Below are 26540 nucleotides of genomic sequence, written 5' to 3'. Positions count from 1 at the left end.
ACGCGGTCCACGCGGCTCTGGCCGTCAGCCGAACAGCCCCTCCAGCGCGGTGATCCCGAAGTACGCCACGAAGATCACCGAGACCACCCAGAGCAGCCAGGGGATCTCGGAGAACCTGCCGCGGGCCGCCTTGATCAGCGTGTAGGAGATCACCCCGGCGCCGACGCCGTTGGTGATCGAGTACGTGAACGGCATCAGCGCGATCGTCAGGAACGCCGGGATGGCCAGGTCCAGGTCCTCCCAGGGAACCTTGCGCGACTGCGTCATCATCAGCGCCCCGACCAGCACGAGCGCGGGCGTGGCCGCGGCGGGCGGCACCACGGCGGCCAGCGGCGTGAACAGCAGCGTCAGCCCCAGCAACGCCCCGGTCGCGACGCTCGCCAGACCGGTACGCGCCCCTTCCCCGACCCCGGCCGCCGACTCCACGAAGACGGTGTTGGCCGAGGCGCTCATGGAGCCGCCCACGACGCCGGCGACGCCGTCCACGGTGAGGATGGCGCCGAGCCGGGGCACCCGGCCCTGGGCGTCGACCAGGCCCGCCTCGTCGCTGACCCCGATGATCGTGCCCATCGCGTCGAAGAACCCGGACAGCACCAGCGTGAACAGCACCACGGTCGCGGTGACCACGCCCGCCCGCGCGAAGCCGCCGAACACGTCCACCTGCCCGACCAGCCCGAAGTCGGGCGCCGCGACGAGCGACTCGGGCAGCCGGGGCACCACGATGCCCCAGGTCTTGGGGTCGACGACGGCCAGCGAGTTCACGATCACGGCCACGATCGTGGTGACGACGATGCTGATGAGGATGGCGCCCGGCGTCTTCCTGACGTACAGGATGATCATGAGCAGCAGCCCGAAACAGAACACGGCCACGGGCCAGCCGGTCAGATGGCCCGTCGCGCCGAGCTGTACGGGCGTCCCGGTGCCGCGTCCGACGAATCCGGCGTCCACGAGGCCGATCAGGGCGATGAACATGCCGATGCCGACGCTGATCGCGTGCTTGAGCGCCAGCGGGATCGCGTTCATGATCAGTGTGCGCAGCCCGGTCACGGCCAGGATGATGATCACGACGCCTTCGAGCACCACCAGCCCCATCGCCTGCGCCCAGGTCATGAACGGCGCCGCCTGGTAGGCCACCACCGCGTTCAGCCCGAGCCCGGCCGCCAGCCCGAACGGCGCGTTGCCCGCCACGGCCATGAGCAGCGTGCAGATGGCGGCGGCCAGCGCCGTGGAGGTGGTGAGCTGGGCGATGGTGAGCTGCGCGCCGGTGACGTCCTTGGCGCCGCCCAGGATGATCGGGTTGAGCAGGATGATGTAGGCCATGGCCATGAACGTGGTGATGCCACCGCGTACCTCACGGCCGACGGTCGTCCCCCGCCCGGACAGCTCGAAGAAGCGGTCGAGCACAGCGGTCCCCCCCTAGCGATCAAGGGGGATTGCCGGTTGCCTACCCGGCGGGGGAGCCGGTCATGCCTTCTCGTGCCGTCCGCCGCCGACCATGGCGACGAACTCCTCCAGTCCGATGTGCCCGTCCCCGTTCTTGTCCGCCGACCTGATGAACAGCTCGATCTCGGTGCGGTCGAGGCCGTGCGTCCCCAGTGCCTCGTTGACCTTCCGGATCTCCTCGACGGTGATGACGCCATCGCCGTCGGTGTCGAATCTGGCGAATTCTTCTCTCGCCTCAGCCTCGATGTTGCTCATCCGGACAACCTATAGGAGGGCTATCTCCTCGGGCCGGATCGGCACCCGGGCAAGCGCCAGGCCGGTCGCGTCGCGCACCGCCGCCGCGATCGCGGGCGTCGAGGACAGCGTCGGCGGCTCACCGGCCCCTCTCAGCCCGTACGGCGCGGCCGGGTCGGCGTTCTCCAGGATCTCCAGCCGCATCGGCGGCATGTCGAGGATGGTCGGGATCAGGTAGTCGGTGAACGACGGGTTCACCACGCGCCCGTCCCTGACCTGGATCTCCTCCATCAGCGCCAGCCCGAGCCCCTGCGCGGTGCCGCCGTGGATCTGCCCCTCCAGCGCGAGCGGGTTGAGTATGCGCCCGACGTCCTGCACCGCCGCCAGCTCCACCACCTTGACCAGCCCGAGCTCGACGTCCACGTCCACGACCGCCCGGTGCACGCACAGGGCGAGCTGGGTGTGCGAGTCGCCCTGCCCGGTCACCGGGTGCAGCGGGTACGTCGGCCGGTGCCGGAACTCCCGCGTCTCCTCGATCGGCCCGAACTTCTCCAGCGCCGCCCGCGCCTCCAGCCCCTGGAACCGCGCCCGCACCGCCTCGCACGCCGCCTTCACCGCGCCGCCGGTAACGTAGGACTGCCGGGAGGCCGACGACGACCCCGCCGAGCCGACCGCCGTGTCCGCCGTGGCCACGGTGACGTCGTCGACGCCGAGCTCGGTCCTGGCGATCTGCGCCTGTACGGTCACCAGCCCCTGACCGACCTCGGCGGCGGCGGTGTGCACGGTGACGTGCGGCTCGCCGTTGACCAGTTCGGCGCGGACCCTGGCCGTGGAGTAGTCGTCGAAGCCTTCGGAGAAGCAGATGTTCTTGATGCCTACGCCGTAGCCGACGCCCCGCCGTACCGACTCGCCGTGGGTGGTCTGTGAGACGCCGCCCGGCAGGTCGCGCAGGTCGGCGCGGTCGTCCGCGGCGGCGGGCAGCGGCATCGACTCCAGCGTGCGCAGCATGTCCGCCAGCGGGGCGGGCGCGTCGATGAGCTGGCCGGTGATGAGCCGCGAGCCCTGCGAGACGGCGTTGCGGACGCGGATCTCGACCGGCGACAGGCCGCAGGCGGCGGCGAGTTTGTCCATCTGCGACTCGTAGGCGTAGCACGCCTGCACGGCGCCGAAGCCGCGCATCGCCCCGCAGGGCGGGTTGTTGGTGTAGACGCCGGTGGCGACCACCCGCACGTTCGGCACCTCGTACGGGCCGACGCCCAGCGAGGCCGCGTTGCCGACGACGGCGGGAGAGGAGGAGCAGTAGGCGCCGCCGTCCAGGAGGATCTCGGCCTTGACGTAGACGAGCCTGCCGTCGCGGGTGGCGCCGTGCTCGTAGCGCATCCACGCCGGGTGGCGGTGCACGTGGCCGAAGAACGACTCCTCGCGCCCATAGGACATCTTGACCGGCCGGTTCAGGTGCAGCGCGAGCATGCTGGCGTGGACCTGCATCGACAGGTCCTCCCTGGCGCCGAACGCGCCGCCGACGCCCGACAGCGTGAGCCGTACCCGCTCCGGCGGCAGACCCAGGCAGGGGGCGAGCTGGTCGCGGTCGACGTGCAGCCACTGGGTGGCGATGTAGAGGTCCACGCCGCCCTCGCCGTCGGGCACCGCCAGCCCGGACTCCGGGCCGAGGAAGGCCTGGTCCTGCATGCCGACCTCGTACTCGCCGCTCACCACCACGTCGGCCTCGAACGTGTCCCCGACCGTGACGGGCTGCCTGCGCAGGATGTTGCCGCCCGGCTGCACGTGCGGCTGGCTCGGATCGCCGGCCGCCGCCCTCGGGTCGGTGACCGCGGGGCGCGGCTCGTACTCGACGGAGATCGCCGCCGCCGCGCGCCGGGCCGTCTCCGGATGGTCGGCCGCCACCAGTGCCACCGGTTCGCCCTGGTAGCGCACCTGGTCGATGGCGAGCACCGGCTGGTCGTGGTGCTCCAGGCCGTAGAACTTCTCGCCCGGCACGTCCTCGTGCGTCAGCACCGCGTGCACGCCCGCCATCCGCAGCGCCGGGCCCACGTCGATCGACCTGATCCAGGCCGAGGCGTGCGGGCTGCGCAGCGTCACGCCCCAGACCATGCCGTCCAGCCACAGATCGGACGCGTACGCGAACTCGCCCGTCACCTTCAGCGTCGCGTCGGGCCGCTGCGCGCTCTCACCGACGCCCTGCCGCGCCGTGCCGACCGTCTCCGTCATCTTCCGAGTACAGCACCGGCCGGCGCGGGCGTCCTATGCGCGACAGGTGAAATCACGGTCAGCGGTTGGCGGGCACACTTGTATATTCCTCCAAGTGCGCATCAGTGATTTGCTGGAGATCTCGGAGCTGCGCCTGAACCTGCTCACGGGCGACCCGTCCGCCGAGTTCGGCACCGTGCACATCACCGACCTGCCCGAGCCCGGCCGTTACCTGTCCGGCGGCGAGTTGGTCCTCACCGGCATGCTGTGGCGCCAGGGCCCCGGCGACTCGCCGCGCTTCGTCGCCGCGCTGCGCGAGGCGGGCGTGGCCGCGCTCGGCGCCGGGCAGGCCTGGCTCGGCCATGTCCCCGACGACCTCGTCGCCGCCTGCACCGCCGCCGGACTTCCGCTCATCGAGGTTCCCACCGAAGTCTCCTTCCGTACGCTCAGCGAGATCGTCGTGCCGCGCCTGTCGGGTGACGTGCGCGAGGAGCTCGGCCGCCATCGCCGCATCGTCGCGGCCGTCGCCGAGGGCGCCGACCTGCCCGAGCTCGTCGCCCTCACGGCCGCGGAACTCGGCGTCACGGGCGCGGTCGTCTCCGCCTCCGGCGAGCTGATCGCCGGCACCCTCGACGATCCGGTACGGCTGGCGCGCGCCTACCTGGCCGCGTCCCGGTTGCCGTTCGTGACCGGCGGGCACACCGTCTTCGCCGTCGGCCGCGGCCATCGCGCCGCCGGATGGGCCCTCGCCTGCGACGGCGACCTGCTCGACCGGGCCGACCTCGGCTACGAACTGGCCGCCTGCGTCGCGCTGGAACGGATCCGCATGGACGCGGGCCGCCGGGTTGAGCGCCGGCTGGCCGGGCAGCTGATCGCCGCCGCCCTGGCCGAGAGCGACGCCGCCGAGCTCAACGCCGGGCTGCGTACCTGCGGGATCGACGCTGCGGAGCCGTACACCATCGTGAACGCCACCGCGACCGGCGGGCAGGGACGCGACCCCGGCCCCGTGACGCTCGGCGGCCAGGTGATCGAGGAGCTGCTGGGGCGCGAGGTCGTGGCGGCGGCAGGCGCGGACGGCGCGGACGGCGCGATCGCCGTCGTGCCCCTGCGCGGGAGGTCCGTCAGCGACCTGGCCGACCGGCTGCGCGCGGGCATGGACGTGCTGTCGTCGCTGCCGGGCACCGGCGTGTGCGCCGGGCTCAGCAGCGCCTTGTCCGGGGCGGCGGGGCTGCGCGGCGGGGTTACGGAGTCCGGCCACGCCCGCCGGCTGGCCGAGACCCGCGGCGGCGGCGTGGTCACCAGCGCCGAGATCTACACGCACGGACTGCTGCTGGCCACCGTGCCGGCCGACATCAGCCGCTCGTTCGCCGCGAGCCTGCTGGGGCCATTGCGCGACTACGACCGCCGGCACCAGTCCGACCTGATCCGCACCCTGGGGATCTTCCTCGACACGGCGGGATCGTGGCAGCTGTGCGCCGAGCATCTGCACGTGCACGTGAACACGGTCCGTTACCGCATCAAGCGCATCGAGGACCTGACCGGCCGCGACCTGTCCACGATGCCGGACCGCGTCGACTTCTATCTGGCCCTGCGCGCTCCTTGACCCCAGGGCATCCCGAGCCGTGAGCGCCCGAAATGTAGGGAAAATATAGACCGGCGGCCTACGGTGGTTCCATCCGCGTGCGAGTGGGGGCGCACGCTCCGGGGAGTGAAGCGTGCGCCCCCACTCGCGAGGTACCGCGTGCGGTGCGGTAGACGCGGAGTGGTGCCTGTCGGTCTAACAGCAAGTAGGAGTGTCGAACGCAGAAGATATGACCGCCGTCGATGGCGTTCCCGCAGTTGCGGCCGTAGCATTGCCTGCAACAACCACAATGGTTGCGATCACGGCAGCTACTGCGGACATGGCAAGACGCGTGCGCATGGGGGGTTCTCCCTCGCCTGTGTGTGATGCTCGGACATATCATTTCAGGGAGCGGCAGCAGTGACCACATCTGACCTGGTCGGTCTGCGAATTAAGACCGTGCGACGACAGCGTGGCCTCTCACAGGCCCAGCTAGCGCACCCCGAGTTGTCGGACAGTTACGTCTCCCTGATCGAGAGCGGCAAGCGTACTCCCACTCCGGCTGTTCTCGAGCTTCTCGCCCAGAAGCTGGACTGCTCGCTGTCCTATCTCCTCAACGGCGTGACCGCCGAGCAGATGGAGGACATCGAGCTGGCGCTCGGCTACGCGAGACTGGCGCTGGAGAACGGTGAGGTCTCCGAGGCCAGGAACCGCTTCGCCGAGCTGATGGCGGACAACAACCTGACAGGGCTCACGTCCCTGCGTCAAGACGTGCAATTCGGGCTCGCACACGCTACGGAGGCGTGCGGTGACCTCGACGGGGCGATCACGCTCCTGCGCCGGCTGGCCCAGGAGGAGCTCGCCGCCGAGCGGCAGATCGAGGTGGCCAGCGCGCTGGTGCGCGTGTACCGCTCCAGTGACCGCCTGACCGAGGCCGTCGAGGTGGGCGAGGCCATCCTGGGCGGGGTCAACCGCCCGGTCTGGTCGGACACCCTGGTCGAGCTCGGCGCGAACCTGCTGGCCGTCTACCTCTACCGCGGCGACCTCCTGCGCGCCCGCCAGTACGCGGCCGAGCTGCTGAACGCCGCCGACGCGCTGGGGACTCCCCGCTCCACGGTCGCCGCCTGCTGGAACGGCGCCGTGGTCGCCGAGAGCCTGGGCCACGGCGAGGAGGCGCTGTCGCTGGCCGAGCGCGCGCTCGGCATGCAGTCCGAGTACGGCCAGCCGCGTAACCTCGCCCGCATGCGCCTGGCCCTGGCGTCGCTGACGCTCAAGGTCCGGCCGCAGGCGGTCGCGGAGGTCCGCGCGCTGGTGCAGCGCTCGATCCAGGAGCACGCCGAGACCTCGGCCGGCACCTTCGACCGCGGGCACGCCCTGATGGAGCTCGCCCGTGCCGAGATCATCGCGGGTCTGCCGGAGGCCGCCGCCCAGCACGCGGCCGAGGGGCGCGACCTGTTCCCGACGACCGCGCGACGGGCGGAGGCGGAGGCGCACCTGCTGCTCAGCCGCGCCTACACCGCCCTCGACCGCACGAGCGAGGCCTCCGCCGAGGTCGACGCCGTCCGGGCCTGGCTGAGCCCGCTGCCCGACTCCCGGGTCACGGCCGGCATCTGGTTCGCCGCCGCGGAAGGGCTGGAGCAGCTCGGTGACACGGAGGGGGCGGTCGGGGCGTACCAGCGGGCGCTGGCGTCGGCCGGGTTGTAGCCCGGCGCGGCGGCGGGACCGGGCGGCGTCGTGGGTAGCCTTGGGGGTGCCATGAACAGATCCCCGCTCGCGGCGCTCGCCGCGCTTCTCGCCGCCCTGATCCTCCTCGGCACCGCTTCCCCCGCTCTGGCGCACGACGCGCTGCGGACCAGCGACCCGGCCAAGGGCAGCACGGTCAAGTCCGTGGACCAGGTGAAGCTGGAGTTCACCGCCAAGGTGCGCATGCCGTTCGTCATCGTGAGGGGTGACGGCGGCGAGTTCCACGAGGGCAAGCCGGCGCTCGACGGCAAGGTGGTGACGCAGGCGCTCACGGGCGCGCTGCGGGACGGGAAGTACACGATCGCCTACCGGGTGGTCTCCTCCGACGGGCACCCGATCGAGGGTGAGATCCCGTTCACGGTGAAGGGCGCGCCCAAGCCCGAGACCTCGGCCACGCCGTCGGAGAGCACGAGCGCCGCGGCGCCGGCGCAGTCGCCGTCCGAGCAGGTGCAGACGCCGGACCAGACTCCGGCCAGCGCCGAGCAGGACCAGCCGGCCGGGTTTCCGATCTGGTTGATCATCGTGGTCGGCGCCCTGGCGGGCATCGGCATCGGGTTCCTGCTGAGCATGCGGAGAAAGAAGCCGTGAGCAAAACCGCCCGGGTGGCGCTCGGGACCGTGGCCGCAGCCGTCGCCGGGCTGGTCATCGCGCTGATCGCCGGTGGCGCGGCCTTCCCCCGGGTCATTCCCGGCATTCCGGTGGCGGGGGCGCTGACGCGCTGGGGGCTGCCGCTGTCGAAGCTCGGCATGGACGCGGCGGCCGTGGCGACCGTCGGGTTGCTGCTCGTGGCGGCGCTGCTGCTGCCCAGCGACAAGGGGATGCTCGGCAAGAGCGCGCTCGGCTACGTCAAGGCCGCCTCGTGGACGGCGCTGTCGTGGTCGGGCTTCGCGTTCCTGCTGATGCTCTTCCAGCTGTCCGACCTCTACACCGACTCGGTGGCGAACGTCGTTCTCAAGAACTACATCCCGAGCTACGCCACCCAGGTCGGCAACGGCATCGCGCTGACGCTGGTGATCCTGTTCGGGGTGGCCATCGCGCTGTTCTCGCGGGGCGCCATCACGGCCGGGGCGGCAGCGGGGCTGCTCGTGCTCAGTCTGGTCGCGCTGCTTCCCCCGGCGCTGACGGGGCACGCCTCCTCCTCGCCCAACCACGACCTGGCCACGGCCGGGCTGTCGCTGCACCTGACCGGCCTCGCGCTGTGGGTCGGCGGGCTGGTCGTGCTCGTGGTCCACGCGGTGCGCAAGGCGCCGCAACTGGAGCAGACGGCGGCCCGCTTCTCCCGCGCCGCGCTCTGGTTCTACGTGGTCGTCGGCCTGTCGGGGCTGCTCAGCGTCGTCGCGCGGCTGACCGCCGTCTCCGACCTGTGGACCTCCAGCTACGGCGTGCTGATCGTGGCCAAGACCGTGGGCTTCGTGCTGCTCGGCTACATCGGCTGGTATCACCGCCAGCGCACCCTGGTCAGCCTCGAAGCCGGTCAGCCGAGGGCGTTCACCCGGCTGGCGGCCGGCGAGGCGCTGCTGATGTTCGCCACCGTCGGTCTCGCCGTGGCGCTCTCCCGCACCCCGCCGCCGGTGGTGAGCCTGCCCGCCGACCGCGCGTTCGAGCTGCTGGGCTTCGCGATGCCGCCGCCGATGACGCTGCAGACGCTGGCGTCGATGTGGTGGTTCGATCTGTTCTTCGCCGCCATCGCCGCCGCCCTCGCCATCCTGTACGGCGCCGCCGTCTACCGCCTGCTGAAGCGCGGCGACAAGTGGCCCTGGGGCCGCACGGCGTCCTGGTTCATCGGCGTGGCCATCCTGGTGATCGCCACCCAGAGCGGCGTGGCCCGCTACGCCAAGGTCATGTTCAGCGTGCACATGGTCGAGCACATGACGCTGTCCATGATCGTCCCGATCTTCCTGGTGCTGGGCGCCCCGGTGACGCTGGCGCTGCGCGCGCTCAAGCCCGCCGCCCGCCGCGGCGACCGGGGCCCGCGCGAGTGGCTGACGACGATCCTGCACAGCAGGGCGGTGAAGGTCATCGCGCACCCGGCGATCGCCACCGCGATCTTCATCGCCTCCACCTACGCGCTCTACTTCACCCCGCTGTTCGCCGGCGCGATGGAGGAGCACCTGGGCCACATCGCGATGACGCTGCACTTCCTGCTGAGCGGCAGCCTGTTCTTCTGGGTGATCATCGGCGTGGACCCGTCGCCGCACAAGCTGCCGTACGTGGGGCGGCTGCTGTTGCTGTTCGTGACCATGCCGTTCCACGCGTTCTTCGGCATCGCGCTGATGATGATGGGCACGGTGCTGGCCGCCGACTGGTACGAGCAGCTCGGGCGCACGTGGGGCGGGCCGCTGCTGGCCGACCAGAACAACGGCGGCGCCATCGCGTGGGGGTTCGGCGAGATCCCGACCCTGATCGTTCTGCTGGCGATCGCCGTCCAGTGGTATCGCGACGAGGATCGCACGGCGCGGCGGGAGGACCGGCGCGCGGACCGCAACCCGGCGGGTGACACGGCGCTCAACGACTACAACGACTACCTCGCGCGGCTCAACAAGGCGGACAAGGGCGACTAACTCCCGCGTCACAGAACCTTGTCACCCCCCACGGCGCCGGATGCCCTAGTAGGCTTTCACGTGGGGGAGCCGGGCAGTTCTCATGGCCGCACGCTGTGGCCTCGGGGTGCCGGAGTCAGGTCCGGTGCGTTGCCCGCTTGTTGGAAGGGCGAGATCACTTGGCGGAAGAGACGCGCATGCGCGGGGGGCGGAGCCTGGCCGAGGAGCTGGAAGGCTGTCTCGGCGACTGGGGCGAACGCACCGGGATCACGGTGGAGACCTGGGCGTTGCCCACGGTCGAGGTCCCGCAGCCCATCGCGCGGGCGGTGCTCGCGGTCGTTCAGGAGGCGCTTGCCAACGTCGAGCGGCACAGCGGAGCACGGGTGGTCTCCGTCGCCGTGACAGCGGGCAAGAGCGGCCTGCGGATGACGGTCAGCGACGACGGAGACGGATTCCACGCGGCCAACGTGGGGCGGGGCATCACGCGGATGCGGGCCCACTTCGCCGAGATCGGCGGCAGCCTGTCGGTCAGCAGCGTCCGCGGCGAGGGCACGACGGTGACCGGAGTGGTGCCTAGGCGAGGGTGAGGATCTCGCTGCCGCCGTCGGTCACCAGGATCGTGTGCTCGAACTGCGCGGTGCGCTTGCCGTCCTTGGTCACCGCGGTCCAGCCGTCGGCCCAGATGTCGTAGTCGATGGTGCCGAGCGTGAGCATCGGCTCGATCGTGAACGTCATGCCGGCTCGCAGCTCCACGCGCAGCGAGGGGTCCTCGTAGTGGGGGACCATCAGGCCGGAGTGGAAGCTCGTGCCGATGCCGTGTCCGGTGAAGTCGCGGACGACGCCGTAGCCGAAGCGCTTGGCGTAGGACTCGATGACGCGGCCGACGACGTTGAGCTGGCGGCCGGGGGCGACCGCCTTGATGGCGCGCATCATGGCCTCGCGGGTGCGCTCGACCAGCAGCCTGGACTCCTCGTCGACCTCGCCGACCAGGTAGGTGGCGTCGGTGTCGCCGTGGACGCCGCCGATGAACGCGGTGATGTCGACGTTGACGATGTCGCCGTCGCGCAGCACGGTGTCGTCGGGGATGCCGTGGCAGATGACCTCGTTGATCGAGGTGCACAGCGACTTGGGGTAGCCCTTGTAGCCGAGCGTGCTCGGGTAGGCGCCGTGATCGAGCAGGAACTCGTGGCCGACCCGGTCGAGCTCGTCGGTCGTGACGCCCGGCCGTACGTGCTTGCCGACCTCGTCGAGCGCCTGGGCGGCCAGCTTGCCGGCGACCCTCATGCGCGCGATGACCTCCGGCGTCTTCACATCGGACTCGCCGGTCTTGGGGCGTTTCTTGCCGACGTACTCCGGCCGCTCGATGTGGGCGGGGACCTTACGCATCGGCGAGATCCGTCCGGGCTGGAGCAGTGTCGTCATGGGACACGAGTCTACCGAGCCCCAGTCGGTTGACAGATGTTGCGTCAGGCCCCCGGCTCGTACGGTCGCAGACATGATTCTTGTTACCGGAGCTACCGGAAAAGTCGGCGGCCAGGTGGTCGCCCAGTTGCGTGAGCAGGGTGTCGAGGCGCGGGCGCTGACCCGCGATCCGAAGCGGCCCGGTGAGGTGTACGGCGACCTCGCCGACCCCGCCACGCTGGACGCCGCGCTCGACGGCGTGGACAAGGTGTTCCTCGTGTGGCCGACGCTGTCGGCCGACGAGCGGGCCGCCGAGGTGCTGAAGAAGATCACGGAGCGGGTGCGCCGGGTGGTCTACCTGTCCTCGGCGGGGGCGGAGGAGGAGGCCGATCCGGTGAACTCCTCCCACCGGATGATCGAGGGCCTGATCAGGGAGTCGGGCGTCGAGTGGACTTTCGTGCGGGGCGGCGGCTTCGCCGGCAACGACCTGGGCTGGGCGGCGGGCATCCGGGCCGGCGGGGTGGTGCGGGAGCCGTTCGGCGGGTGGGCCAGGTCGCTGGTGCACGAGGCGGACCTGGCCGCCGTGGGAGTGCGGGCGCTGCTGGACGACGACCACGTCGGGGCCGCGTACGACGTGACCGGGCCGCAGGCGCAGACGCAGCGGGAACGGGTGGAGATCATCGGCGAGGTCATCGGGCGGCCGCTGCGCTTCGAGGAGATGCCGCGGGAGGAGGCCAGGGCCTACTTCGAGACGTGGCTGCCGCCGGAGGCCATCGACGACACCTTCGAGGACATGCGGAAGCTCACCGCGCGGCCCGAGCCCGTGACCACCGCGGTCGAGGAGATCACCGGGCGGCCGGCGCGCACCTACCGGGAGTGGGTGGCCGACCACCGCGCCGACTTCGCCCCGCCCACGGTCACGATGACGCTGGACCTGGCCTGCTCCTGGTCCTACCTGGGCTTCAACCGGCTGCGGATGGCGCTGGAGCGGCGCAGGGCCGAGGGCGCCCGGGTGGAGGTCGCCTTCCGTCCGTACCAGCTGGCTCCCGACGTGCGGGAGGTCGAGCCGCTGACCCTGGTGCACGAGCGGGCCTTCGGCCCTGAGGCGGCCAGGTCGACCGAGCGGATGACCCGCCTGGGCGCGGCGGAGGGCCTCGACTACCGCTTCGACCGCGCCCGGTTCGCCAACACCTTCCAGGCGCACCGGCTGATCGCCCTCGCCTCCGCCCAGGGGCTCGGCGAGGAGATGACCGAGCGGTTGTTCCGCGCCTACTTCACCGACGGCCTGGACCTCTCCGACCTCGCGACGCTCAGGGAACTGGCCGCCGAGACCGGCGTGACCTGGCACGACGGGGGCGAGGACGAGCTGCGGGCCAGGCTCGCCGAGGTCACCGTCACCGGGGTGCCGGTGTTCGAGGCCGGATCGCGCACGCTGTCCGGCGCCCAGTCCGTCGAGACCCTCTACGAGCTGATCGGGCAAGCGTCATGATCCTGGTGACCGGAGGAACCGGAAGCGTCGGCGGCCAGGTGGTCGCCCAGCTGCGTGAGCGGGGCGCCGAGGCACGGGCGCTGACCCGCGACCCGAAGCGCCCGGGGGAGGTCTACGGCGACCTGACCGACCCCGCGACCCTGGACGCCGCGCTGGACGGCGTGGACAAGGTCTTCCTCGTCTGGCCCGTCCTCGGCGACCCCGCCATGGCCGAGGCGGTCGCGAAGATCGCCCGGCCGGGCCGGCACGTCGTCTACTTCTCCTCGGCCATGGCCGGCGCGGCCGACCCGATCAACAGCGCGCATGGGGAGATGGAACGCCTGGTCAGGGAGTCGGGGGCGGACTGGACGCTTCTCCGCATCACCGGTCTGGCCACCAACGACCTGCGCTGGGCCCCCAGCCTGGCGCGGGGCGAGGTGGCCCGCGGGCCCTTCGGCGGCTGGAAGCGGACGCTGATCCACGAGGCCGACCTGGCCGCCGCCGGGGTCCGGGTACTGCTCGAACCGGGCCACGCCGGGCAGACCTACGTGCTGACCGGCCCGGAGCCGCTCGACTCCGGGCAGCGGGCGCGCGTGCTCGGCGAGGTGCTGCGGCGCCCGCTGCGCTTCGAGAACATGACCCGCGAGGAGATCGCCGCACTCTACGGCGACGTCGCCGACGCGCTCCACGACTTCCCGCCCGAGCAGGTCACCGACACCGTCGAGAAACTGACCGGCAGGCCCGCGCGCACCTACCGGGAGTGGGCCGCCGATCACGCCCGGGACTTCGCGGGTAGCCTCTGAGGCATGCTGCACGGGCGGACGGACGAGACGGCCATGATCGAGCGGCTGCTGTCCGGAGCCCGGGAGGGCACCAGCGCGGCGCTGGTCATCAGGGGTGAAGCGGGCATCGGCAAGACGGCGCTCCTGGAGGCCGCCGCCGCGCGCGCCGGGGAGCTGCCGGTGCTGCGGGGCGCCGGGATCGAGTCGGAGCACGAACTGCCCTACGCCGGTCTCAGCCTGCTGCTGGGGCGTACCGCCGATCGGCTGGACCGGCTGCCGGACGGGCAGGCCAGGGCGCTGGCCGCCGCGCTCGGCACCGGACCTGCGGGGGAGGGCGAGCCGTTCCTGGTGGGGCTGGCCGTGCTGACGCTGCTGGCCGAGGCGGGGCCGCTGGTCTGCCTCGTCGACGACGCCCAATGGCTCGACCACGCCTCCGCCGCGGCGTTGCTGTTCGCCGCGCGGCGGCTGGAGGCCGAGGGGGTGGTGATGCTCCTGACGGTACGCGAGCCGCACGCCCCCGGCTTCCAGGCGGCGGGCCTGGACGAACTGCGCCTGGGCGGCCTGGCCGACGAGAGCGCCCAGGCCCTGCTGACCGAGCGCGCGGGCGAGCTGTCGGCCCGCGAGCGCGAGGAGGTGCTGGCCGAGTCGGCGGGCAACCCGCTGGCCCTGCTGGAGCTGTCGGCCGCGCGGCGGCAGTCCGGGCCCTACTCCATGGGGATCGTGCCGGTGCAGAGCCGGATCCAGCAGGGGTTCGCCGAGCGGGTCGCCGCCCTCCCCGCGGCCACCCGCACGCTGATGCTGGTGGCCGCCGCCGACGACACCGGCGAGGCGGCCGCCGTGCTCGCCGCCGCGGGGCTGCTCGGCGCCGGGCCCGCCGACCTCGAACCGGCCGAACGCGCCGAACTGCTCACCTCCTCCGGCGCCCGCCTGGCCTTCGGCCACCCGCTGATCAGGAGCGCCGTCTACCAGCGCGCGCCGCTGGCCCAGCGGATGACCGCGCACCGGGCGCTGGCCGACGTCCTCGACGGCGACCGCGGCGTCTGGCATCTGGCCGCCGCCACCCAGGAACCCGACGAGGACGTCGCCGCCGCGCTGGCCGCCACCGCCGAGCGGGCCAGAGACCGGGGCGGTTACGCGGCCGTCGCCGCCGCCTACACACGGGCCGCCGAGCTCACCCCGGACCCGGCCGTACGCGCCCGCCGCCACATCGCCGCCGCCCGCGCGGCCACCGACGCCGGGCAGTTCGAGAAGGCCGGCGAGCTGCTGCGGCTGACCGGGATGGAGGAGCGGGTGCACGCCGCCAAACTGCGCGCCGTGCTCGCCGAGTCCCGCGACGACGCCCAGGACGCCTACCGCATCCTGCTCCACGAGACCGATCCGGCGGCCCCGGACGACTCCGTCGTCCTGCTGCGCGACGCGGTCGCGGCGGCCTGGCGCAACAACGACTTCGAGTGCGTCGAGATGATGGGCGGCTTCGCACGCACGCTGAAGGGCGGCGCCCCGGTCGCCACGCTGGCCACCGCCGCCCTGGCCGCCAACCGCGTCGAGCGCGGCGAGGTGGCCGACGGCCTGGCCGCCCTGCGCGACCTGCTCGCCGACCCGCCGGGTGAGGACGCCGACGTGCGCGACCGGCTGCTGTTCGCCCGGATGCGCCTGATCACCGGTGACATCGCCGGCGCCTACGGTGAGGTCTCCTGGCTCGAACGCGACGCCCGCGAGCACGGCGCGCTCGGCACGCTGCCCGCCGTCCAGGTCATCCTGGCCCGCTGCCAGTTGTTCACCGGCGCGCACCGCGACGCCCGGCTCACCGCCGAGGACGGGCTGCGCATCGCCGCCGACACCGGGCAGACCCGGCCCGCGCTGGAGCTGCGGGCCGTCCTCGCCGAACTGGCCGCCATCGAGGGCGACGAGGAACGCTGCCGCGAGCTGTCGGCCGAGGCGCTGGAGCGCGGGCTCGCCCCCGGTTCGGTGCACGCCGCCGCCGCGCTCAGCCTGCTCGACCTCGGGCTCGGCCGCTACGAGCCGGCCTTCGACCGGCTGGCCGCCGTCCTCGCGGGCTCGCGGCCGATGGGGATGTTGTCCGCGCTGCCCATCATGGTCGAGGCCGCGGTACGGCTCGGCCGCCCCGCCGACGCCGCCGATCCGGCCGCGACCTACGAGCGGTGGGCCCACGAGAGCGGCCAGGCCTGGGCCCGGGGCGTGTCCCTGCGCAACCGGGCGCTGCTCACCGACGACCTGGACGACTACGCGCGGGCCGTACACCATGAGGCCTTTCCGCTCGATCGGGCGCGCGCCGGGCTCCTGTACGGCGAGCGGCTGCGGCGCGAGCGCAGGATGAGCGAGGCCCGCACGTGGCTGCGGACCGCCGCCGAGGCCTTCGAACGCCTGGGCGCGCCGCCGTGGGCGGAGCGGGCGCGGCGCGAGCTGCGCGCGACGGGGGAGAGCCGCGCGGTGCGCACGCACGCGCCTGACCTCGCGGAACGGCTCACCGCCCAGGAACTCCAGGCGGTACGGCTGGCCGCCCAGGGGCTCAGCAACCGGGAGATCGGGGCTCGGCTGTTCCTGAGCCCGCGCACGGTCGGCTATCACCTGTACAACGCCTTCCCCAAGCTGGGCGTGGCTTCGCGGGGGGAACTGGCCGGACTCGGCCTGTGATGTTCATGCTTGGGAAGGGATCAAAGGGGCATCATTGCTCACGTGAGCGAAGGCCAGTGGTGGTTCTGCCTCAAGCACATGAGGGTGGAGCCCGACCAGGGATGCCCCAACAAGGACCGGATGGGTCCCTACGCCACCCAGGAGGAGGCCGCGGGCGCGCTGGAACGCGCCGCCGCCAGGAACAAGGCGTGGGACGAGGCCGACCAGGACGAGGACGACTGAGACGCCGTCTTACGGGATGACGGCGTAGGCGCGCACCGGGAAGGTGCCCATGCCCGCCACCATGGGCGGCGCGGCGTGGAAGCGGAAGCCGCCGGCTGGCAGCGCGGACAGGCCGGTGAGGTGCTCGACGATCGGGATGCCCGCGGCGAGCAGGACGGTGTGCGCGGGGCGTTCGCCGCGTGGCGGGGTGTCGTCGATGTTGAGCGAGTCGATGCCGACCAGCGCGGCGCCCTGCTCGGCGAGCCATTCGGCGGCCTCGGAGGTCAGGAACGGGTGGCCGCTGGTGTACGCGTCGGTGCCGAAGTGCGCGTCCCAGCCGGTCCGTACGAGGACGGCGCGGCCGCGGACGAACAGGCCGTCGAAGGCGTCGAGGCCGATCGCGCGGCGGCCCTCGGCGGGGACCACCAGCCCGGGCAGGTCGGCGAGCTTCTCGATCGGGACCCGCGCCAGGTCCGCGCCGCCGGCGTAGCGGTGGTGCGGGGTGTCCAGGTAGGTGCCGGTGTTGGCGGCCAGCGTGATCACGCCGATCTCGAACTCCGTGCCCGGCGCGTAGACCTCCCGGGAGTCCTCCCTGCTCAGGTGGAGGCCGAGCACGGGCCCCGGCACGCCCGGGTAGGTGGTCATGCCTTCGACGATGCGGTGGCTCAGTTCGACGATCATCGGGCGACTCCCAGACGGTAGAGCTTGACGAGGGCGACGATACCGATCCCGGCCCAGATGAGGTTCAGGGCCGCCGACGGCCACGCCGCCTTGTACCCGCTGTTGATCATCAGGCTGACCGATCCGAACAGATTGATCACCTGGTACGGCAGGCCGTCCCCGGACATCTTCCCCGAGGAGACCATGGCGTAGCCGTACAGCAGGGTGGCCGCGCCCAGCCAGCCGAGGGCGTCGAGGAGTAGCTCCATGGCGCACATTCTCCGGATTTCCCCAGCTAAAGCACAAGTAACGAGATCTAAATCTGCGCGTAAGCTGACCTGCATGGACATCGATCCTCGGCGCCTGCGTGTCCTGCACGAGGTGGCCCGCCGCGGTGGCGTCATGCGTGCGGCCGAGGCGCTCTTCCTCACCCCCTCAGCCGTCTCCCAGCAGCTCGCCCACCTGGAGCGCGAGGTCGGCCTGGCGCTCATCGACCGTTCCCAGCGCCGCGTGTCGCTCACGCCCGCCGGTCGCGTGCTGGCCGGGTACGCCGAGCGCGTCGAGGACGAGCTCGCCGAGGCCCGGCGCGAGCTCACCCGCTTCACCGAGCGGCTGGCCGGGCCGGTGCGGATCGCCGCCTTCCCGACCGTGATCACGCACATCCTGGTCCCGGCGATCCAGCGGCTCGCCGTACACCATCCGAAGATCATTCCGATCATCCACGAGGTGTACGGCCCGCCCGCCCTCCAGGAGCTCAGGCTCGGCCAGGTCGACGTGCTGATCACCGAGCAGGACATGAGCCTGCCCGCGCTGTCGCAGCCGTCGCTGTCCACGCGGACCCTCTACGTCGACGAGTACCGCATCGTCGCCCCGCCCGGCTGGCCCGAGGCGCCGCGCACGATCGGCGAGCTCACCGGGATGCCCTGGGTGGCCGGCGAGCCCTCGCAGGCCTGCGGGCAGGCGCTTGACCGGCTGGCCGCGATCCACGGGTTCGAGCCGCGCAAGGTGCACGTCATCACCGAGTTCGGCCCGACGCTGTCGCTGGTCGTGGCCGGGCACGGGGTCGCCATCGTGCCCGAACTGGCCCTGCTCGACGTGCCGGAGGGCGAGGTGCGGGTCAGCTACATCAAGGACGTCGGGGCCCGGCGGCTGGACGCCGTGACGCGCGTCAGCCGTACCCGGTCGGGGGAGCCCGACCCCGTGCAGGCGGTCGTGATCGGCGCGATCGAGGACGCAACGCGGGAGCTAGTCGGTCACCTGCGGTCCGCTCACGCGGTCGAGGAGCCTGGCGAGCCGGTCACGTAGGCTCGGCCGCTGCGGGATCTCGCCCGCGGCGGTACTGACCAGGTGCTGCGCGCCGTCGAAGGTGATCAGCCCGTGCTGCGGGATCGCCAGCGCCTCGTGCGCGAGGCCGGTCAGCTCCGGGTCGCCGCTCTCCAGCGCGATGATCGTCGCGCCGATCCGGCGGGCGTCGTCCACCCGCTCGAGAAGTGGCACCGGCGCCTGCTGCTCCGCGACCACGAACAACGTCTCGCCGCGCCGTGCCGCCTCGATGCGCTCCAGCCCGATCCGCAGGTGGGACGGGGCGTCGGCGGGTGGTTGCCAGCGCACCAGCGTGGGCGCGAGCTGCGGCAGGCCGGACAGGCGCGCCTCGTCGCCCAGGTGGGCGGTCAGGTGCCACGGCTCGTCGCCGGGGGTGCCGACCAGCAGCAGGCCGCCGGGGGATCGGGTGGCCCGCAGGGCCATGCCGAGTTCGCGGGTGCGCTCGATCCAGCCCGTGTCGGCGAGGAGCTCGCGGAGGAAGGCCACAGACCCTGAGTCCATCCGACCATACTGCCGGACGGATGTCCTGACCGGCGTTATTTCGGGCCTTGACAGAAGGTTACCGCCGGGTAACGATCAGCGTGGTTTCCACGCTGCCAGCGTGGTCTTCGCGCGGGAGGACGGCGCCATGAGACTGTCCGTGATCTTATCCCTGGTCATCTCGCTCATCCTGCTCCCGGTACCCGCTCAGGCGGCCTCGGCCGGAGACGTGATCTCCGCCCGGCCGACCACGGTGTACCTGCTGCCGGGCAAACTCCTGGAAGTCCCGGTGAACGCCTGGAATGTGCTCTACCGCTCCACCTCCGCGACCGGCGCGCCCAATGCCGTCTCCGCGACCGTGCTCGTGCCCAAGGCCTCCTACCCGTTCGGCCGCCGCCCCGTCATCGGCTACGCCGTCGGCACCCACGGCCTCGGCGACCAGTGCGCCCCGTCCCTCGCCATGCGCGAGGGCAGGGAAGCCGAACTCGCCCTGGTCAGCCTGTTCCTGCTCAAGGGCTTCGCGGTGGCCGTCACCGACTACGAGGGGCTCGGCACGCCCGGCCAGCACACGTACATGGCCGGGATCTCACAAGGACAGGCCGTCCTCGACTCCGTACGCGCCGCGATCCGGCTGCCCGGCTCCGGCCTGTCGGCCAGTGCGCCCGTCGGCATCATGGGCTACTCGCAGGGCGGCGCCTCCGCCGGGTGGGCCGGCCAGCTCCAGCCCTCCTACGCACCCGACCTCCGGCTCAAGGGCGTCGCCGCCGGTGGCGTACCCGCCGACCTGAAGGCCGTCGCGCAGAGCCTCGACGGCGGCGCCAACTTCGGCCTCGCCGCCGCGGCCGGTGTCGGCTTCGACGCCGCCTACGACGAACTCGACCTGTTCAACGACCTCAACGACCGCGGCAAGGCCCTGATGACCGACGCCGCCGACGACTGCGTGGGCGACCTCGGCAAGCTCGCCGGCCTGCGCTTCTCCGACCTGTCGCCCATCGACCTCATGAACCAGCCCAAGTGGCTGGCCCGCCTGGCCGAGAACCGCCTGGGCGCCAGGCCCCCGCGGGTGCCCGTCTTCCTCTACCACGCCCGCGGCGACGAGATCATCCCGCACGCCGTCGGCTCCACCCTGCGCTCGGAGTACTGCCGGGCCGGCGTGAACGCGCGCTGGCTGTCGATCCCCGGCGGCAACCACGTGCTGGGCGCCGTCGAGGGCGGTCCCCTCGCGATCGAGTGGCTGGCCCTGAGAATGTACGGCCTGCCCGCCTTCGGCAACTGCTGAAGCCCGCCCGCCTTCGGCAACCGCTGAAGCCCGCGAACCAAGGGGTCGCGCCCCACACCCCCCAGCGCGACCCCTTCCCGGGCCTTGTGACGCGTGATGACCCGTGGAGGTCTTTCGTCAGGTGTTGTCAGCCGGTCAGCGTGGCCGGGTCGGTGTTGGAGCCACAGAGCACCACGGCCACGCGTTCCCCGTCCGCGGGCCGGTACGCGCCGCTGAGCAGGGCCGCGTAGGCGGCGGCGCCGGCGTGCTCGACGGCCAGCCGGTGCTCCGACCACAGGCGGCGGCGGGCGTCGATGATGGCCTCGTCCGAGACCAGGACGCTCTCCACGCCCGCTCCCGGCAGCCCGCCGCCCGCCGCCGACAGGATTCCGAAGGCCAGGTCGCCCACCTGGGTGGCGCCGAGCGCGTCCGCGCCCACGCCGCTGACCTCGACCGGGACGGGGTGGCCCGCCCGCAGCGCCCGGTGCAGGGCGGGGATCAGCTCGGGCTCCACCGCCACCAGCTTCACGCCTTCGCGCAGGCCGAGTGAGACGCCGGACGCCAGGCCGCCGCCGCCCACCGCGACCAGGACGGTGTCGACGCCGGGCGCCTGCTCCATCAGTTCGAGTGCCAGCGTGCCCTGACCGGCGATCACCTCGGGCTGGTCGTAGGCGTGCACGGGCAGCGCGCCGGTCTCCGCGGCCCGCTTCGCCGCGGCTTCAGCGGCCGCGGAGTAGATGGCTCCGGTCTGGGTGATCTCGGCGCCCAGGGCGCGCAGCCCGGCGACCTTCACCGGGCTGGCCACCGTGGGCACGAAGATCTCGGCGCGGACGCCGAGCGCGCGGGCGGCGTAGGCGACGGCCAGGCCGTGGTTGCCGCCGCTGGCCGCGATGACGCCCGCCGGCGGCAGGGTTCCCGCCGACAGGATGCGGTTGAACGCCCCGCGCACCTTGAACGAACCGGACCGCTGCACCTGCTCCAGCTTGAAGATCAGCCCCGGGGAGATCTCCAGGACGGGCGTGCGCAGGACGTGGCCCGCGACGCGTTCCCCTGCCGCCTGCACGTCGGCGTGCGTCACCGTCATCGTCGTCCCCCTCGCTACGGAATCGTCGTTCCATCCGACCTTAGGACAGTGCCTGTTCGAGGTCGGCCCAGAGGTCCTCGGGGTGCTCGATGCCGACGGCCACGCGGACGGTGCCCTCGCCGATGCCGTGGCGGGTCAGCTCCTCGGGGCTGAGCGAGCGGTGGGAGGTGGTGGCCGGGTGCATGACCAGGGTCTCGACGCCGCCGAGCGAGGGGGCGAGCAGGGCCAGCCGTACCGCGCTCATGAACTTCTCTCCCGCCGCGCGCCCGCCGGCGAGCTCGAAGGAGAAGACGCCGCCGAAGTCGGGCAGCAGCTTGCCGGCCAGCTCGTAGGAGGGGTGCGAGGGCAGGCCGGGCCAGTGGACGGCGGACACGGCGGGGTGGGCGGCCAGGCGGGAGACCAGGTAGCGAGCATTGGAGCAGTGGCGCTCCATGCGCAGGTGCAGAGTCTGGAGCCCGCGCAGCGTCAGCCACGCGGCGAACGGGTCCGGCGTGGCCCCCAGCTCCACCGAGAAGTGCCACACCTTGCGGTAGAGGGCGTCGTCGGCGAAGACCGCGAGGCCGCCGACGACGTCGGTGTGGCCGGACAGGTACTTGGTGGTGGAGTGGACCACGATGTCGGCGCCGTGCTCGATCGGGCGGCAGAGCAGGGGCGTGGCGAAGGTGTTGTCCACGACCGAGACGACGCCGAGCTCGCGGGCCACGGCGCACATGCCGGGCAGGTCGGCCACCTGGAGGGCGGGGTTGGCGAGCGTCTCCAGGTAGACGAGCTTGGTCTCCGGGCGTACGGCCGCGCGCAGGGCCGCCGGGTCGTCCTCCGGGACGTAGGTGACGGTGACGCCGAAGCGGTGGACCAGCTCGTTGATCATGGCGGCGGTGCCGCCGTAGATGGCCTTCTGGGAGACGAGGTGGTCGCCGGGGCCGAGCAGGCCGAGCAGCACGCAGTTGATGGCGCCCATGCCGGAGCCGGTGGCCAGGGCAGCGACGCCGCCTTCCAGGCCGGAGACCGCGCTCTCCAGGGAGCGGACCGTGGGGTTGGCGAGCCGGCCGTACACGAAGGAACCGTCGGGGCGGCCCATGGCGTCGGCGAAGACCGCGGGATCGTCGAACACGAATCCGGACGTCTGGTAGATCGGCACGGTGATCGGCCGGCTGCCGGTGATCTCCGGCTGGGGCAGGTGGACGGCACGGGTCTCGGGACGAAGTTCCATGTCAACAGCATCTCCAGAAATGTCCTGCAATGTCAGATCCAATGGTGGAGAATTGGTCCATGGATGGAGCCAATCTGGTGGACCTGCTCGGCCGGTGGGCGACCGGCCGGGGGCCGCTGTACCTCCTGCTCACGGCCCGGCTGCGCGCGCTCATCGACGACGGCGTCCTGCCGCCCGGCCACCTGCTCCCGCCCGACCGCGCGCTGGCCAAGCTGCTGGCCGTCGGGCGCGGCACCGTCGTGGCCACCTACGACCTGCTCCAGCAGGAAGGCCGTGTCGTACGCCGCCAGGGCAGCGGCACCCGCGTCGCCGCCGCCCAGCTGTCGGCGGCCCGCGTCGTCGACGGCGTCCCCGCCAACCCGCTGATCCAGCACATGCTCCACCCGCCCGACGGGGTCCAGCTCCTGACCTGCGCCGCCCCGGACGTGCCGCCGCCGTTCATGGTGGAGGCCTACGCCGAGGCCGCGGAACGGCTCGCCGCCCGCCCCCACGACCTCGGCTACCACCCCGCGGGCCAGCCCGCGCTGCGCGAGGCCGTCGCCGCCTACTACCGCGGACGCGGCCTGCCCACCACCGCGGACGAGATCGTCGTCACCACCGGCGCCCAGCAGGCGCTGTCGCTGCTCACCGGCCTGCTCGTGCAGCCCGGCGACACCGTCCTGACCGAGACGCCCACCTACCCGGGCGCGCTGGAGGTCTTCCGCCACGCCGCCGCCGTCGTGCGCGGCGCCGAGCACGGCGTGGCCAGCGCGCTGCGCTCACGCCCCGCCCTCGCCTACACGGTCCCCACCGCCAGCAACCCCTCCGGCGCCGTCATGGACGTGCCCTCCCGCCGCCGCCTGGCCACGCTCGCCGCCGAGCACGACGTGCCGCTCATCGACGACGAGGTCTGCGCCGAGCTGTGCTTCTCCGGCGAGACGCCGCCGCCGCTGGCCTCGTTCACCTCCGGCGAGCAGATCATCACGATCGCCTCGCTGAGCAAGGTCGTGTGGGGCGGGCTGCGGATCGGCTGGATCCGCGCCGCCGCCCCGCTCGCCACCCGCCTGGCCCGGCTGCGCGCCATCCACGATCTGGCGGGCGAGGCCGTCTCACAACTGGCCGCCGTCGCGCTGCTGCGCCGCCTGCCCGAGATCCGCCGCGACCGCACCGCCGTACTGCGTGAGCGTCACGACCACCTGTGCGCCGAGCTGCGCGAGCGGCTGCCGTCGTGGTCGTTCGAGCCCGCCCTGGGCGGCCAGACGATCTGGGTACGGCTGCCGCACGGCGACACCGACGCCTTCGCCCAGGTCGCCCTGCGCCACGGCGTGGCCATCCCGCCCGGGCGCGCCTTCGACCCGGTGGGCGGGCAGGGCTCCTACACGCGGCTGCACTTCCTGTTCACGCCCCGCGAGCTCAGCCGGGCCGTGGCCGGGCTGGCCGCCGCCTGGCACTCCTACGACGGCACCCACCACCCCACCACCACCCACGCCCTGATCGTCTAACCCCTTCCTCCCAACCCCCTTACGCACGGACACCGCTCCGGGGACACCCCTCCGGAAGACCGCTCCAGGACACCTCTCCGGACGCTGCTCCGGAACACCGCTCCGGGAGGCCCCTCCGGGACACCGCTCCCGCCTCCTCCTCGTGGGCGCAACTCCGGGACACCTCTCCCGAGGCGCCCCTCCGGGACACTCCACGACGCACCGCTCCCGGGCGCTGCTCCCGGCCCTTCCCACGCCCTCGTCCTCCCGGCCCCGACCCAGGGGCGCGAGCCCGCAGGGGCGCGAGGGGCCGTGGACCAGGGGGCGGCGTTGCCCAGGATGGGCGGCTCCTGAGGCGTGGTCGGGAGGGCGGCGAGCCGGGAGGGTGGCGAGCCGGGAGGGAGCGGCGTCCCGGGGGTGTTCGCTCCTGGAATGTCCGGCGGGCATCGCTGGGAGCGATATCGCGGCGGAGGGCTCCGCGGGCGTGGGAAGGTGGCGGGCATGCAGGCGATCTTCGTGCTCGTGCACAGCCCCTCGGTAGGTCCTTCGACGTGGCGGCCCGTGGCGGAGGCGCTCGGCCGGCGGGGGCGGCGGGCCGTGGTGCCGGATCTGACCGCGGTGACCGAGGGCGGCCCGCCGCACTGGCCGAGGGTGGTCGAGGCGGTGCGCTCGGCCGTACCGGAGGAAGGGCCGTTGGTGCTGGCCGGGCACAGCAACGCGGGGCTGTTCCTGCCGGTCGTGAAGGAGGGGCTGGGGGAGCGGGTGGTGGCCTGCGTGTTCGCGGACGCGCATCTGCCCCCACGTGACGGGCTGGTGAAGACGGCGGAGGAGGCGTTCCTGCCGTTCCTGCGCGACCTCGCCGGACCGGACGGGCTGCTGCCCCGCTGGACCGACTGGTGGAGCGAGGAGGACGTCGCCCCGATGCTGCCCGACCCCGAGGTCAGGCGGCGTGTGGCCGATGAGCAGCCTCGGCTGCCGCTGGCCTACTACACCCAGCTCGTGCCGGTCCCGGCCGGGTGGGACGCGGTTCCGTGCGGCTATCTCTGGTACGGCCCGCCGTACGACAAGGTGGCCGAGCGGGCGGCGGGCCGCGGCTGGCCGGTCACCCGCGTCCCCGGCGCCCACCTTCACCAGGTCGTCGACCCGGACGGCGTCGCGGACACGCTGCTGCGGATCGTGAATTCTTCACTGTTCCCCGAACGCTGACCCCGCGACGATCGGAGGCATGACAGCCATCCAGGTATCCGGCCTCGTCAAGCGCTACGGCGCGTTCGAGGCCGTGAAGGGCGTCTCCTTCGAGGTTCCGGAAGGGGAGATCTTCGCGCTGCTCGGCCGCAACGGCGCGGGCAAGACGACGACGGTCGAGGTGCTGGCCGGGTTCCAGCGGCCGGACGCGGGCACGGTGCGGGTGCTCGGGCTCGATCCGGCGGGGCAGCGGGGGGAGGCGCGGCGCCGTACCGGCGTGATGTTGCAGGAGGCGGGGTTCTTCCCCGACCTGACGGTGGCCCGCACGATCGACACGTGGCGGGACTTCACCGCGGCCGCCCGTCCCCGCGACGAGGCGCTGCGGCTGGCGGGGCTCGCGCACAAGGCGGGCACCAAGGTGCGCCAGCTGTCCGGCGGGGAGAAGCGGCGGCTGGATCTGGCGCTGGCCACGCTGGGACGTCCCGAGGTGCTCTTCCTCGACGAGCCGACGACCGGCATGGATCCGCAGGCCCGCCGCGACACCTGGGAACTGGTGCGCGGCCTGGCCGCCGAGGGCGTCACGGTGCTGCTGACCACGCACTACCTGGAGGAGGCGCAGCGGCTGGCCTCGTCGCTGGCGATCCTGGACGGCGGCGCGATCATCGCCGCGGGCGGGATGGCCGAGACGCTGGCCGCCCAGAGCGGCCGGGTGGCCTTCCGGATGCCGCCGGGCGTCGCCCCCGGCGAGCTGCCGCTGCCCGTCACGCTCGACGGCGAGCTGGCCGTCTGCCGCGCCGAGGACCCCGACCTGGCCGCGCAGACGCTGCTGAGCTGGGCGGCCGGGCGCGGCCTGCGGCTGACCGGGCTCGACGTACGCGCCGCCACCCTCGAAGACCTCTTCCTCGACAGGAGCACCTCATGAGCGTCGCCGCCACCTACAAGCTCGGCGCCCGCCTGTTCTGGCGGGACAAGTCCATGCTGGCCGGGTCGGTGATCACGCCGGTGGGCCTGACCATCGGGATGCCGCTGCTCATGCGGCACGTCCAGGCGGACGGCGTCGCCTGGGCCACCCAGACCTTCTACGGCTCGACCGCCCTCGTGCTGTCGATCACCGGGTTCATGAACATCGCCGTGGCGCTGTCCATGCGGCGCGACCAGCTCGTGCTCAAGCGGCTGCGCTCGACCATGCTGACCGACGCGCAGATCCTGGCCGGGGAGATCGCCAGCACGGTCACGCAGACGGTCGCGCTCGTGATCGGCTGCCTGCTGGCGGTGCGGTTCCTGGCGGATGTGCCTTTCCCCGATAATCCGGTGGTCTTCGTCGCGGCGGTGCTCGGCGGCGCGGTCTGCGTGGCGGTGCTCGGCGCCGCCTACACCGTGGCGATCCCGCGGGCGGAGCTGGCGGCGGCGATGACGGTGCCGGTGTTCCTGGTGTGCGGGATCGGGGCGGGCGCGATGGGGCCGCTGCTCGACCTGCTGCCTTCCTGGGTACGCGCCGGGTTCGACCTGCTGCCGACCAGCGCCGCCGTACACGCGATGAAGACGGGGGAGTTCGCGGCGCCCGCCCTGAATCTGGCGGTCTGGACGCTCGCCGGGCTGGTCGCGATCCGGCTCTGGTTTCGCTGGGAGCCGCGGCGCTCGTAG

The 26540-nt window shown here is 72.6% G+C and carries 24 protein-coding genes; 15 read left to right on the top strand and 9 right to left on the bottom strand.

Annotated features, from left to right (window positions below):
- Positions 1 to 24 precede the first annotated feature (24 nt).
- The 3 genes from ACFWY5_RS10775 to ACFWY5_RS10765 are packed head-to-tail and all read right to left on the bottom strand — an operon-like array spanning position 25 to position 3906.
- The gene (locus ACFWY5_RS10775; RefSeq protein WP_379611462.1) at positions 25 to 1404 is read right to left on the bottom strand and encodes an NCS2 family permease; all 1380 of its coding nucleotides are present in this window, start codon (positions 1402 to 1404) and stop codon (positions 25 to 27) included.
- Positions 1405 to 1464: 60 nt separating this feature from the next.
- Positions 1465 to 1698 carry an EF-hand domain-containing protein gene (locus tag ACFWY5_RS10770; RefSeq protein ID WP_379611464.1) on the bottom strand — a complete coding sequence of 78 codons (234 nt, stop codon included), beginning with the start codon at positions 1696 to 1698 and terminating at the stop codon, positions 1465 to 1467.
- A 9-nt stretch (positions 1699 to 1707) separates the two neighbouring features.
- Complete coding sequence (locus ACFWY5_RS10765; RefSeq protein ID WP_379631329.1) at positions 1708 to 3906, bottom strand: xanthine dehydrogenase family protein molybdopterin-binding subunit; 2199 nt, start codon at positions 3904 to 3906, stop codon at positions 1708 to 1710.
- Between the two features lie 94 nt (positions 3907 to 4000).
- Between ACFWY5_RS10765 and ACFWY5_RS10760 the strand changes: the two genes are divergently transcribed.
- The 5 genes from ACFWY5_RS10760 to ACFWY5_RS10740 all read left to right on the top strand — a co-directional run bounded on the left by ACFWY5_RS10760 (position 4001) and on the right by ACFWY5_RS10740 (position 10316).
- Positions 4001 to 5488: a PucR family transcriptional regulator gene (locus ACFWY5_RS10760; protein WP_379631327.1), complete on the top strand. Its 1488-nt coding sequence runs from the start codon at positions 4001 to 4003 to the stop codon at positions 5486 to 5488.
- Positions 5489 to 5866: 378 nt separating this feature from the next.
- Positions 5867 to 7150, top strand: a complete 1284-nt coding sequence (locus tag ACFWY5_RS10755) for a helix-turn-helix domain-containing protein (RefSeq protein ID WP_379631325.1) — start codon at positions 5867 to 5869, stop codon at positions 7148 to 7150.
- Positions 7151 to 7201: 51 nt separating this feature from the next.
- The gene (locus tag ACFWY5_RS10750) at positions 7202 to 7777 is read left to right on the top strand and encodes a copper resistance protein CopC (RefSeq protein WP_379631323.1); all 576 of its coding nucleotides are present in this window, start codon (positions 7202 to 7204) and stop codon (positions 7775 to 7777) included.
- On the top strand, positions 7774 to 9750 hold the full coding sequence (locus ACFWY5_RS10745; RefSeq protein ID WP_379631321.1) for a cytochrome c oxidase assembly protein: 1977 nt from the start codon (positions 7774 to 7776) through the stop codon (positions 9748 to 9750). The genes ACFWY5_RS10750 and ACFWY5_RS10745 overlap by 4 nt, the downstream gene beginning before the upstream one ends.
- 176 nt (positions 9751 to 9926) lie before the next feature.
- Positions 9927 to 10316, top strand: a complete 390-nt coding sequence (locus ACFWY5_RS10740) for a sensor histidine kinase (RefSeq protein WP_379611472.1) — start codon at positions 9927 to 9929, stop codon at positions 10314 to 10316.
- Here the strand turns inward: ACFWY5_RS10740 and map are convergent.
- Positions 10303 to 11151 (bottom strand): type I methionyl aminopeptidase, encoded by an 849-nt coding sequence (map, locus tag ACFWY5_RS10735; protein ID WP_379611473.1) that lies wholly within the window; start codon positions 11149 to 11151, stop codon positions 10303 to 10305. The two genes, ACFWY5_RS10740 and map, sit on opposite strands and share 14 nt — an antisense overlap.
- Positions 11152 to 11224: 73 nt before the next feature.
- Here map and ACFWY5_RS10730 point away from each other — a divergent pair, with 73 nt between their 5' ends.
- Genes ACFWY5_RS10730 through ACFWY5_RS10715 form a run of 4 tightly spaced genes read left to right on the top strand, consistent with a single transcriptional unit; the run spans position 11225 to position 16257 of the window.
- On the top strand, positions 11225 to 12619 hold the full coding sequence (locus tag ACFWY5_RS10730; protein WP_379631319.1) for a DsbA family protein: 1395 nt from the start codon (positions 11225 to 11227) through the stop codon (positions 12617 to 12619).
- On the top strand, positions 12616 to 13401 hold the full coding sequence (locus ACFWY5_RS10725; protein WP_379631317.1) for an NAD(P)H-binding protein: 786 nt from the start codon (positions 12616 to 12618) through the stop codon (positions 13399 to 13401). Before ACFWY5_RS10730 ends, ACFWY5_RS10725 begins: the two co-directional genes overlap by 4 nt.
- 3 nt (positions 13402 to 13404) lie before the next feature.
- Positions 13405 to 16035, top strand: coding sequence for an AAA family ATPase (locus ACFWY5_RS10720; protein ID WP_379631315.1), 2631 nt, complete (start codon positions 13405 to 13407; stop codon positions 16033 to 16035).
- Between the two features lie 42 nt (positions 16036 to 16077).
- A complete protein-coding gene (locus ACFWY5_RS10715) occupies positions 16078 to 16257 on the top strand; it encodes a hypothetical protein (RefSeq protein ID WP_184970998.1) in 180 nt (59 codons plus the stop codon).
- 9 nt (positions 16258 to 16266) lie between these two features.
- Here ACFWY5_RS10715 and ACFWY5_RS10710 read toward each other — a convergent pair whose 3' ends face one another.
- Positions 16267 to 16917 carry a cyclase family protein gene (locus ACFWY5_RS10710; protein WP_379611477.1) on the bottom strand — a complete coding sequence of 217 codons (651 nt, stop codon included), beginning with the start codon at positions 16915 to 16917 and terminating at the stop codon, positions 16267 to 16269.
- The gene (locus ACFWY5_RS10705; RefSeq protein WP_184970658.1) at positions 16914 to 17165 is read right to left on the bottom strand and encodes a hypothetical protein; all 252 of its coding nucleotides are present in this window, start codon (positions 17163 to 17165) and stop codon (positions 16914 to 16916) included. Before ACFWY5_RS10705 ends, ACFWY5_RS10710 begins: the two co-directional genes overlap by 4 nt.
- Before the next feature lie 73 nt (positions 17166 to 17238).
- On the opposite strand from ACFWY5_RS10705, the gene ACFWY5_RS10700 reads away from it, so the two are divergent.
- Positions 17239 to 18201: a LysR family transcriptional regulator gene (locus ACFWY5_RS10700; RefSeq protein ID WP_379631313.1), complete on the top strand. Its 963-nt coding sequence runs from the start codon at positions 17239 to 17241 to the stop codon at positions 18199 to 18201.
- Here the strand turns inward: ACFWY5_RS10700 and ACFWY5_RS10695 are convergent.
- A complete protein-coding gene (locus ACFWY5_RS10695; RefSeq protein ID WP_379611479.1) occupies positions 18142 to 18720 on the bottom strand; it encodes a hypothetical protein in 579 nt (192 codons plus the stop codon). The genes ACFWY5_RS10700 and ACFWY5_RS10695 overlap by 60 nt on opposite strands.
- A 127-nt stretch (positions 18721 to 18847) precedes the next feature.
- Between ACFWY5_RS10695 and ACFWY5_RS10690 the strand changes: the two genes are divergently transcribed.
- Positions 18848 to 19978 (top strand): lipase family protein, encoded by a 1131-nt coding sequence (locus tag ACFWY5_RS10690; protein WP_379611480.1) that lies wholly within the window; start codon positions 18848 to 18850, stop codon positions 19976 to 19978.
- A gap of 127 nt (positions 19979 to 20105) precedes the next feature.
- On the opposite strand, the gene ACFWY5_RS10685 is transcribed toward ACFWY5_RS10690, so the two are convergent.
- Positions 20106 to 21041 carry a threonine/serine dehydratase gene (locus ACFWY5_RS10685; RefSeq protein ID WP_379631310.1) on the bottom strand — a complete coding sequence of 312 codons (936 nt, stop codon included), beginning with the start codon at positions 21039 to 21041 and terminating at the stop codon, positions 20106 to 20108.
- A gap of 40 nt (positions 21042 to 21081) precedes the next feature.
- Complete coding sequence (locus ACFWY5_RS10680) at positions 21082 to 22251, bottom strand: trans-sulfuration enzyme family protein (RefSeq protein ID WP_379631308.1); 1170 nt, start codon at positions 22249 to 22251, stop codon at positions 21082 to 21084.
- 59 nt (positions 22252 to 22310) lie between these two features.
- Between ACFWY5_RS10680 and ACFWY5_RS10675 the strand changes: the two genes are divergently transcribed.
- The 4 genes from ACFWY5_RS10675 to ACFWY5_RS10660 all read left to right on the top strand — a co-directional run bounded on the left by ACFWY5_RS10675 (position 22311) and on the right by ACFWY5_RS10660 (position 26540).
- The gene (locus tag ACFWY5_RS10675; protein ID WP_379631306.1) at positions 22311 to 23732 is read left to right on the top strand and encodes a PLP-dependent aminotransferase family protein; all 1422 of its coding nucleotides are present in this window, start codon (positions 22311 to 22313) and stop codon (positions 23730 to 23732) included.
- 480 nt (positions 23733 to 24212) lie between these two features.
- Entirely contained in the window at positions 24213 to 24917 is a 705-nt protein-coding gene (locus ACFWY5_RS10670) for an alpha/beta hydrolase (protein ID WP_379611485.1), read from the top strand.
- 19 nt (positions 24918 to 24936) lie between these two features.
- Positions 24937 to 25818: an ABC transporter ATP-binding protein gene (locus ACFWY5_RS10665; RefSeq protein WP_379631304.1), complete on the top strand. Its 882-nt coding sequence runs from the start codon at positions 24937 to 24939 to the stop codon at positions 25816 to 25818.
- Positions 25815 to 26540, top strand: coding sequence for an ABC transporter permease (locus ACFWY5_RS10660; protein WP_379631302.1), 726 nt, complete (start codon positions 25815 to 25817; stop codon positions 26538 to 26540). The genes ACFWY5_RS10665 and ACFWY5_RS10660 overlap by 4 nt, the downstream gene beginning before the upstream one ends.

The sequence above is a fragment of the Nonomuraea sp. NPDC059007 genome (assembly GCF_042740555.1).
Classification (GTDB): Bacteria; Actinomycetota; Actinomycetes; order Streptosporangiales; family Streptosporangiaceae; genus Nonomuraea.
This window is presented reverse-complemented; position numbering and strand designations above follow the sequence as displayed.

Excerpts from the sequence above, each read along its gene's own strand:
- ACFWY5_RS10770 (WP_379611464.1), bottom strand. The coding sequence starts at position 1,698 with ATGAGCAACATCGAGGCTGAGGCGAGAGAAGAATTCGCCAGATTCGAC.
- ACFWY5_RS10765 (WP_379631329.1), bottom strand. The coding sequence starts at position 3,906 with ATGACGGAGACGGTCGGCACGGCGCGGCAGGGCGTCGGTGAGAGCGCG.
- ACFWY5_RS10750 (WP_379631323.1), top strand. The coding sequence starts at position 7,202 with ATGAACAGATCCCCGCTCGCGGCGCTCGCCGCGCTTCTCGCCGCCCTG.
- ACFWY5_RS10740 (WP_379611472.1), top strand. The coding sequence starts at position 9,927 with ATGCGCGGGGGGCGGAGCCTGGCCGAGGAGCTGGAAGGCTGTCTCGGC.
- map (WP_379611473.1), bottom strand. The coding sequence starts at position 11,151 with ATGACGACACTGCTCCAGCCCGGACGGATCTCGCCGATGCGTAAGGTC.
- ACFWY5_RS10730 (WP_379631319.1), top strand. The coding sequence starts at position 11,225 with ATGATTCTTGTTACCGGAGCTACCGGAAAAGTCGGCGGCCAGGTGGTC.
- ACFWY5_RS10725 (WP_379631317.1), top strand. The coding sequence starts at position 12,616 with ATGATCCTGGTGACCGGAGGAACCGGAAGCGTCGGCGGCCAGGTGGTC.
- ACFWY5_RS10720 (WP_379631315.1), top strand. The coding sequence starts at position 13,405 with ATGCTGCACGGGCGGACGGACGAGACGGCCATGATCGAGCGGCTGCTG.
- ACFWY5_RS10710 (WP_379611477.1), bottom strand. The coding sequence starts at position 16,917 with ATGATCGTCGAACTGAGCCACCGCATCGTCGAAGGCATGACCACCTAC.
- ACFWY5_RS10705 (WP_184970658.1), bottom strand. The coding sequence starts at position 17,165 with ATGGAGCTACTCCTCGACGCCCTCGGCTGGCTGGGCGCGGCCACCCTG.
- ACFWY5_RS10700 (WP_379631313.1), top strand. The coding sequence starts at position 17,239 with ATGGACATCGATCCTCGGCGCCTGCGTGTCCTGCACGAGGTGGCCCGC.
- ACFWY5_RS10695 (WP_379611479.1), bottom strand. The coding sequence starts at position 18,720 with ATGGACTCAGGGTCTGTGGCCTTCCTCCGCGAGCTCCTCGCCGACACG.
- ACFWY5_RS10690 (WP_379611480.1), top strand. The coding sequence starts at position 18,848 with ATGAGACTGTCCGTGATCTTATCCCTGGTCATCTCGCTCATCCTGCTC.
- ACFWY5_RS10685 (WP_379631310.1), bottom strand. The coding sequence starts at position 21,041 with ATGACGGTGACGCACGCCGACGTGCAGGCGGCAGGGGAACGCGTCGCG.
- ACFWY5_RS10680 (WP_379631308.1), bottom strand. The coding sequence starts at position 22,251 with ATGGAACTTCGTCCCGAGACCCGTGCCGTCCACCTGCCCCAGCCGGAG.
- ACFWY5_RS10675 (WP_379631306.1), top strand. The coding sequence starts at position 22,311 with ATGGATGGAGCCAATCTGGTGGACCTGCTCGGCCGGTGGGCGACCGGC.
- ACFWY5_RS10670 (WP_379611485.1), top strand. The coding sequence starts at position 24,213 with ATGCAGGCGATCTTCGTGCTCGTGCACAGCCCCTCGGTAGGTCCTTCG.
- ACFWY5_RS10665 (WP_379631304.1), top strand. The coding sequence starts at position 24,937 with ATGACAGCCATCCAGGTATCCGGCCTCGTCAAGCGCTACGGCGCGTTC.
- ACFWY5_RS10660 (WP_379631302.1), top strand. The coding sequence starts at position 25,815 with ATGAGCGTCGCCGCCACCTACAAGCTCGGCGCCCGCCTGTTCTGGCGG.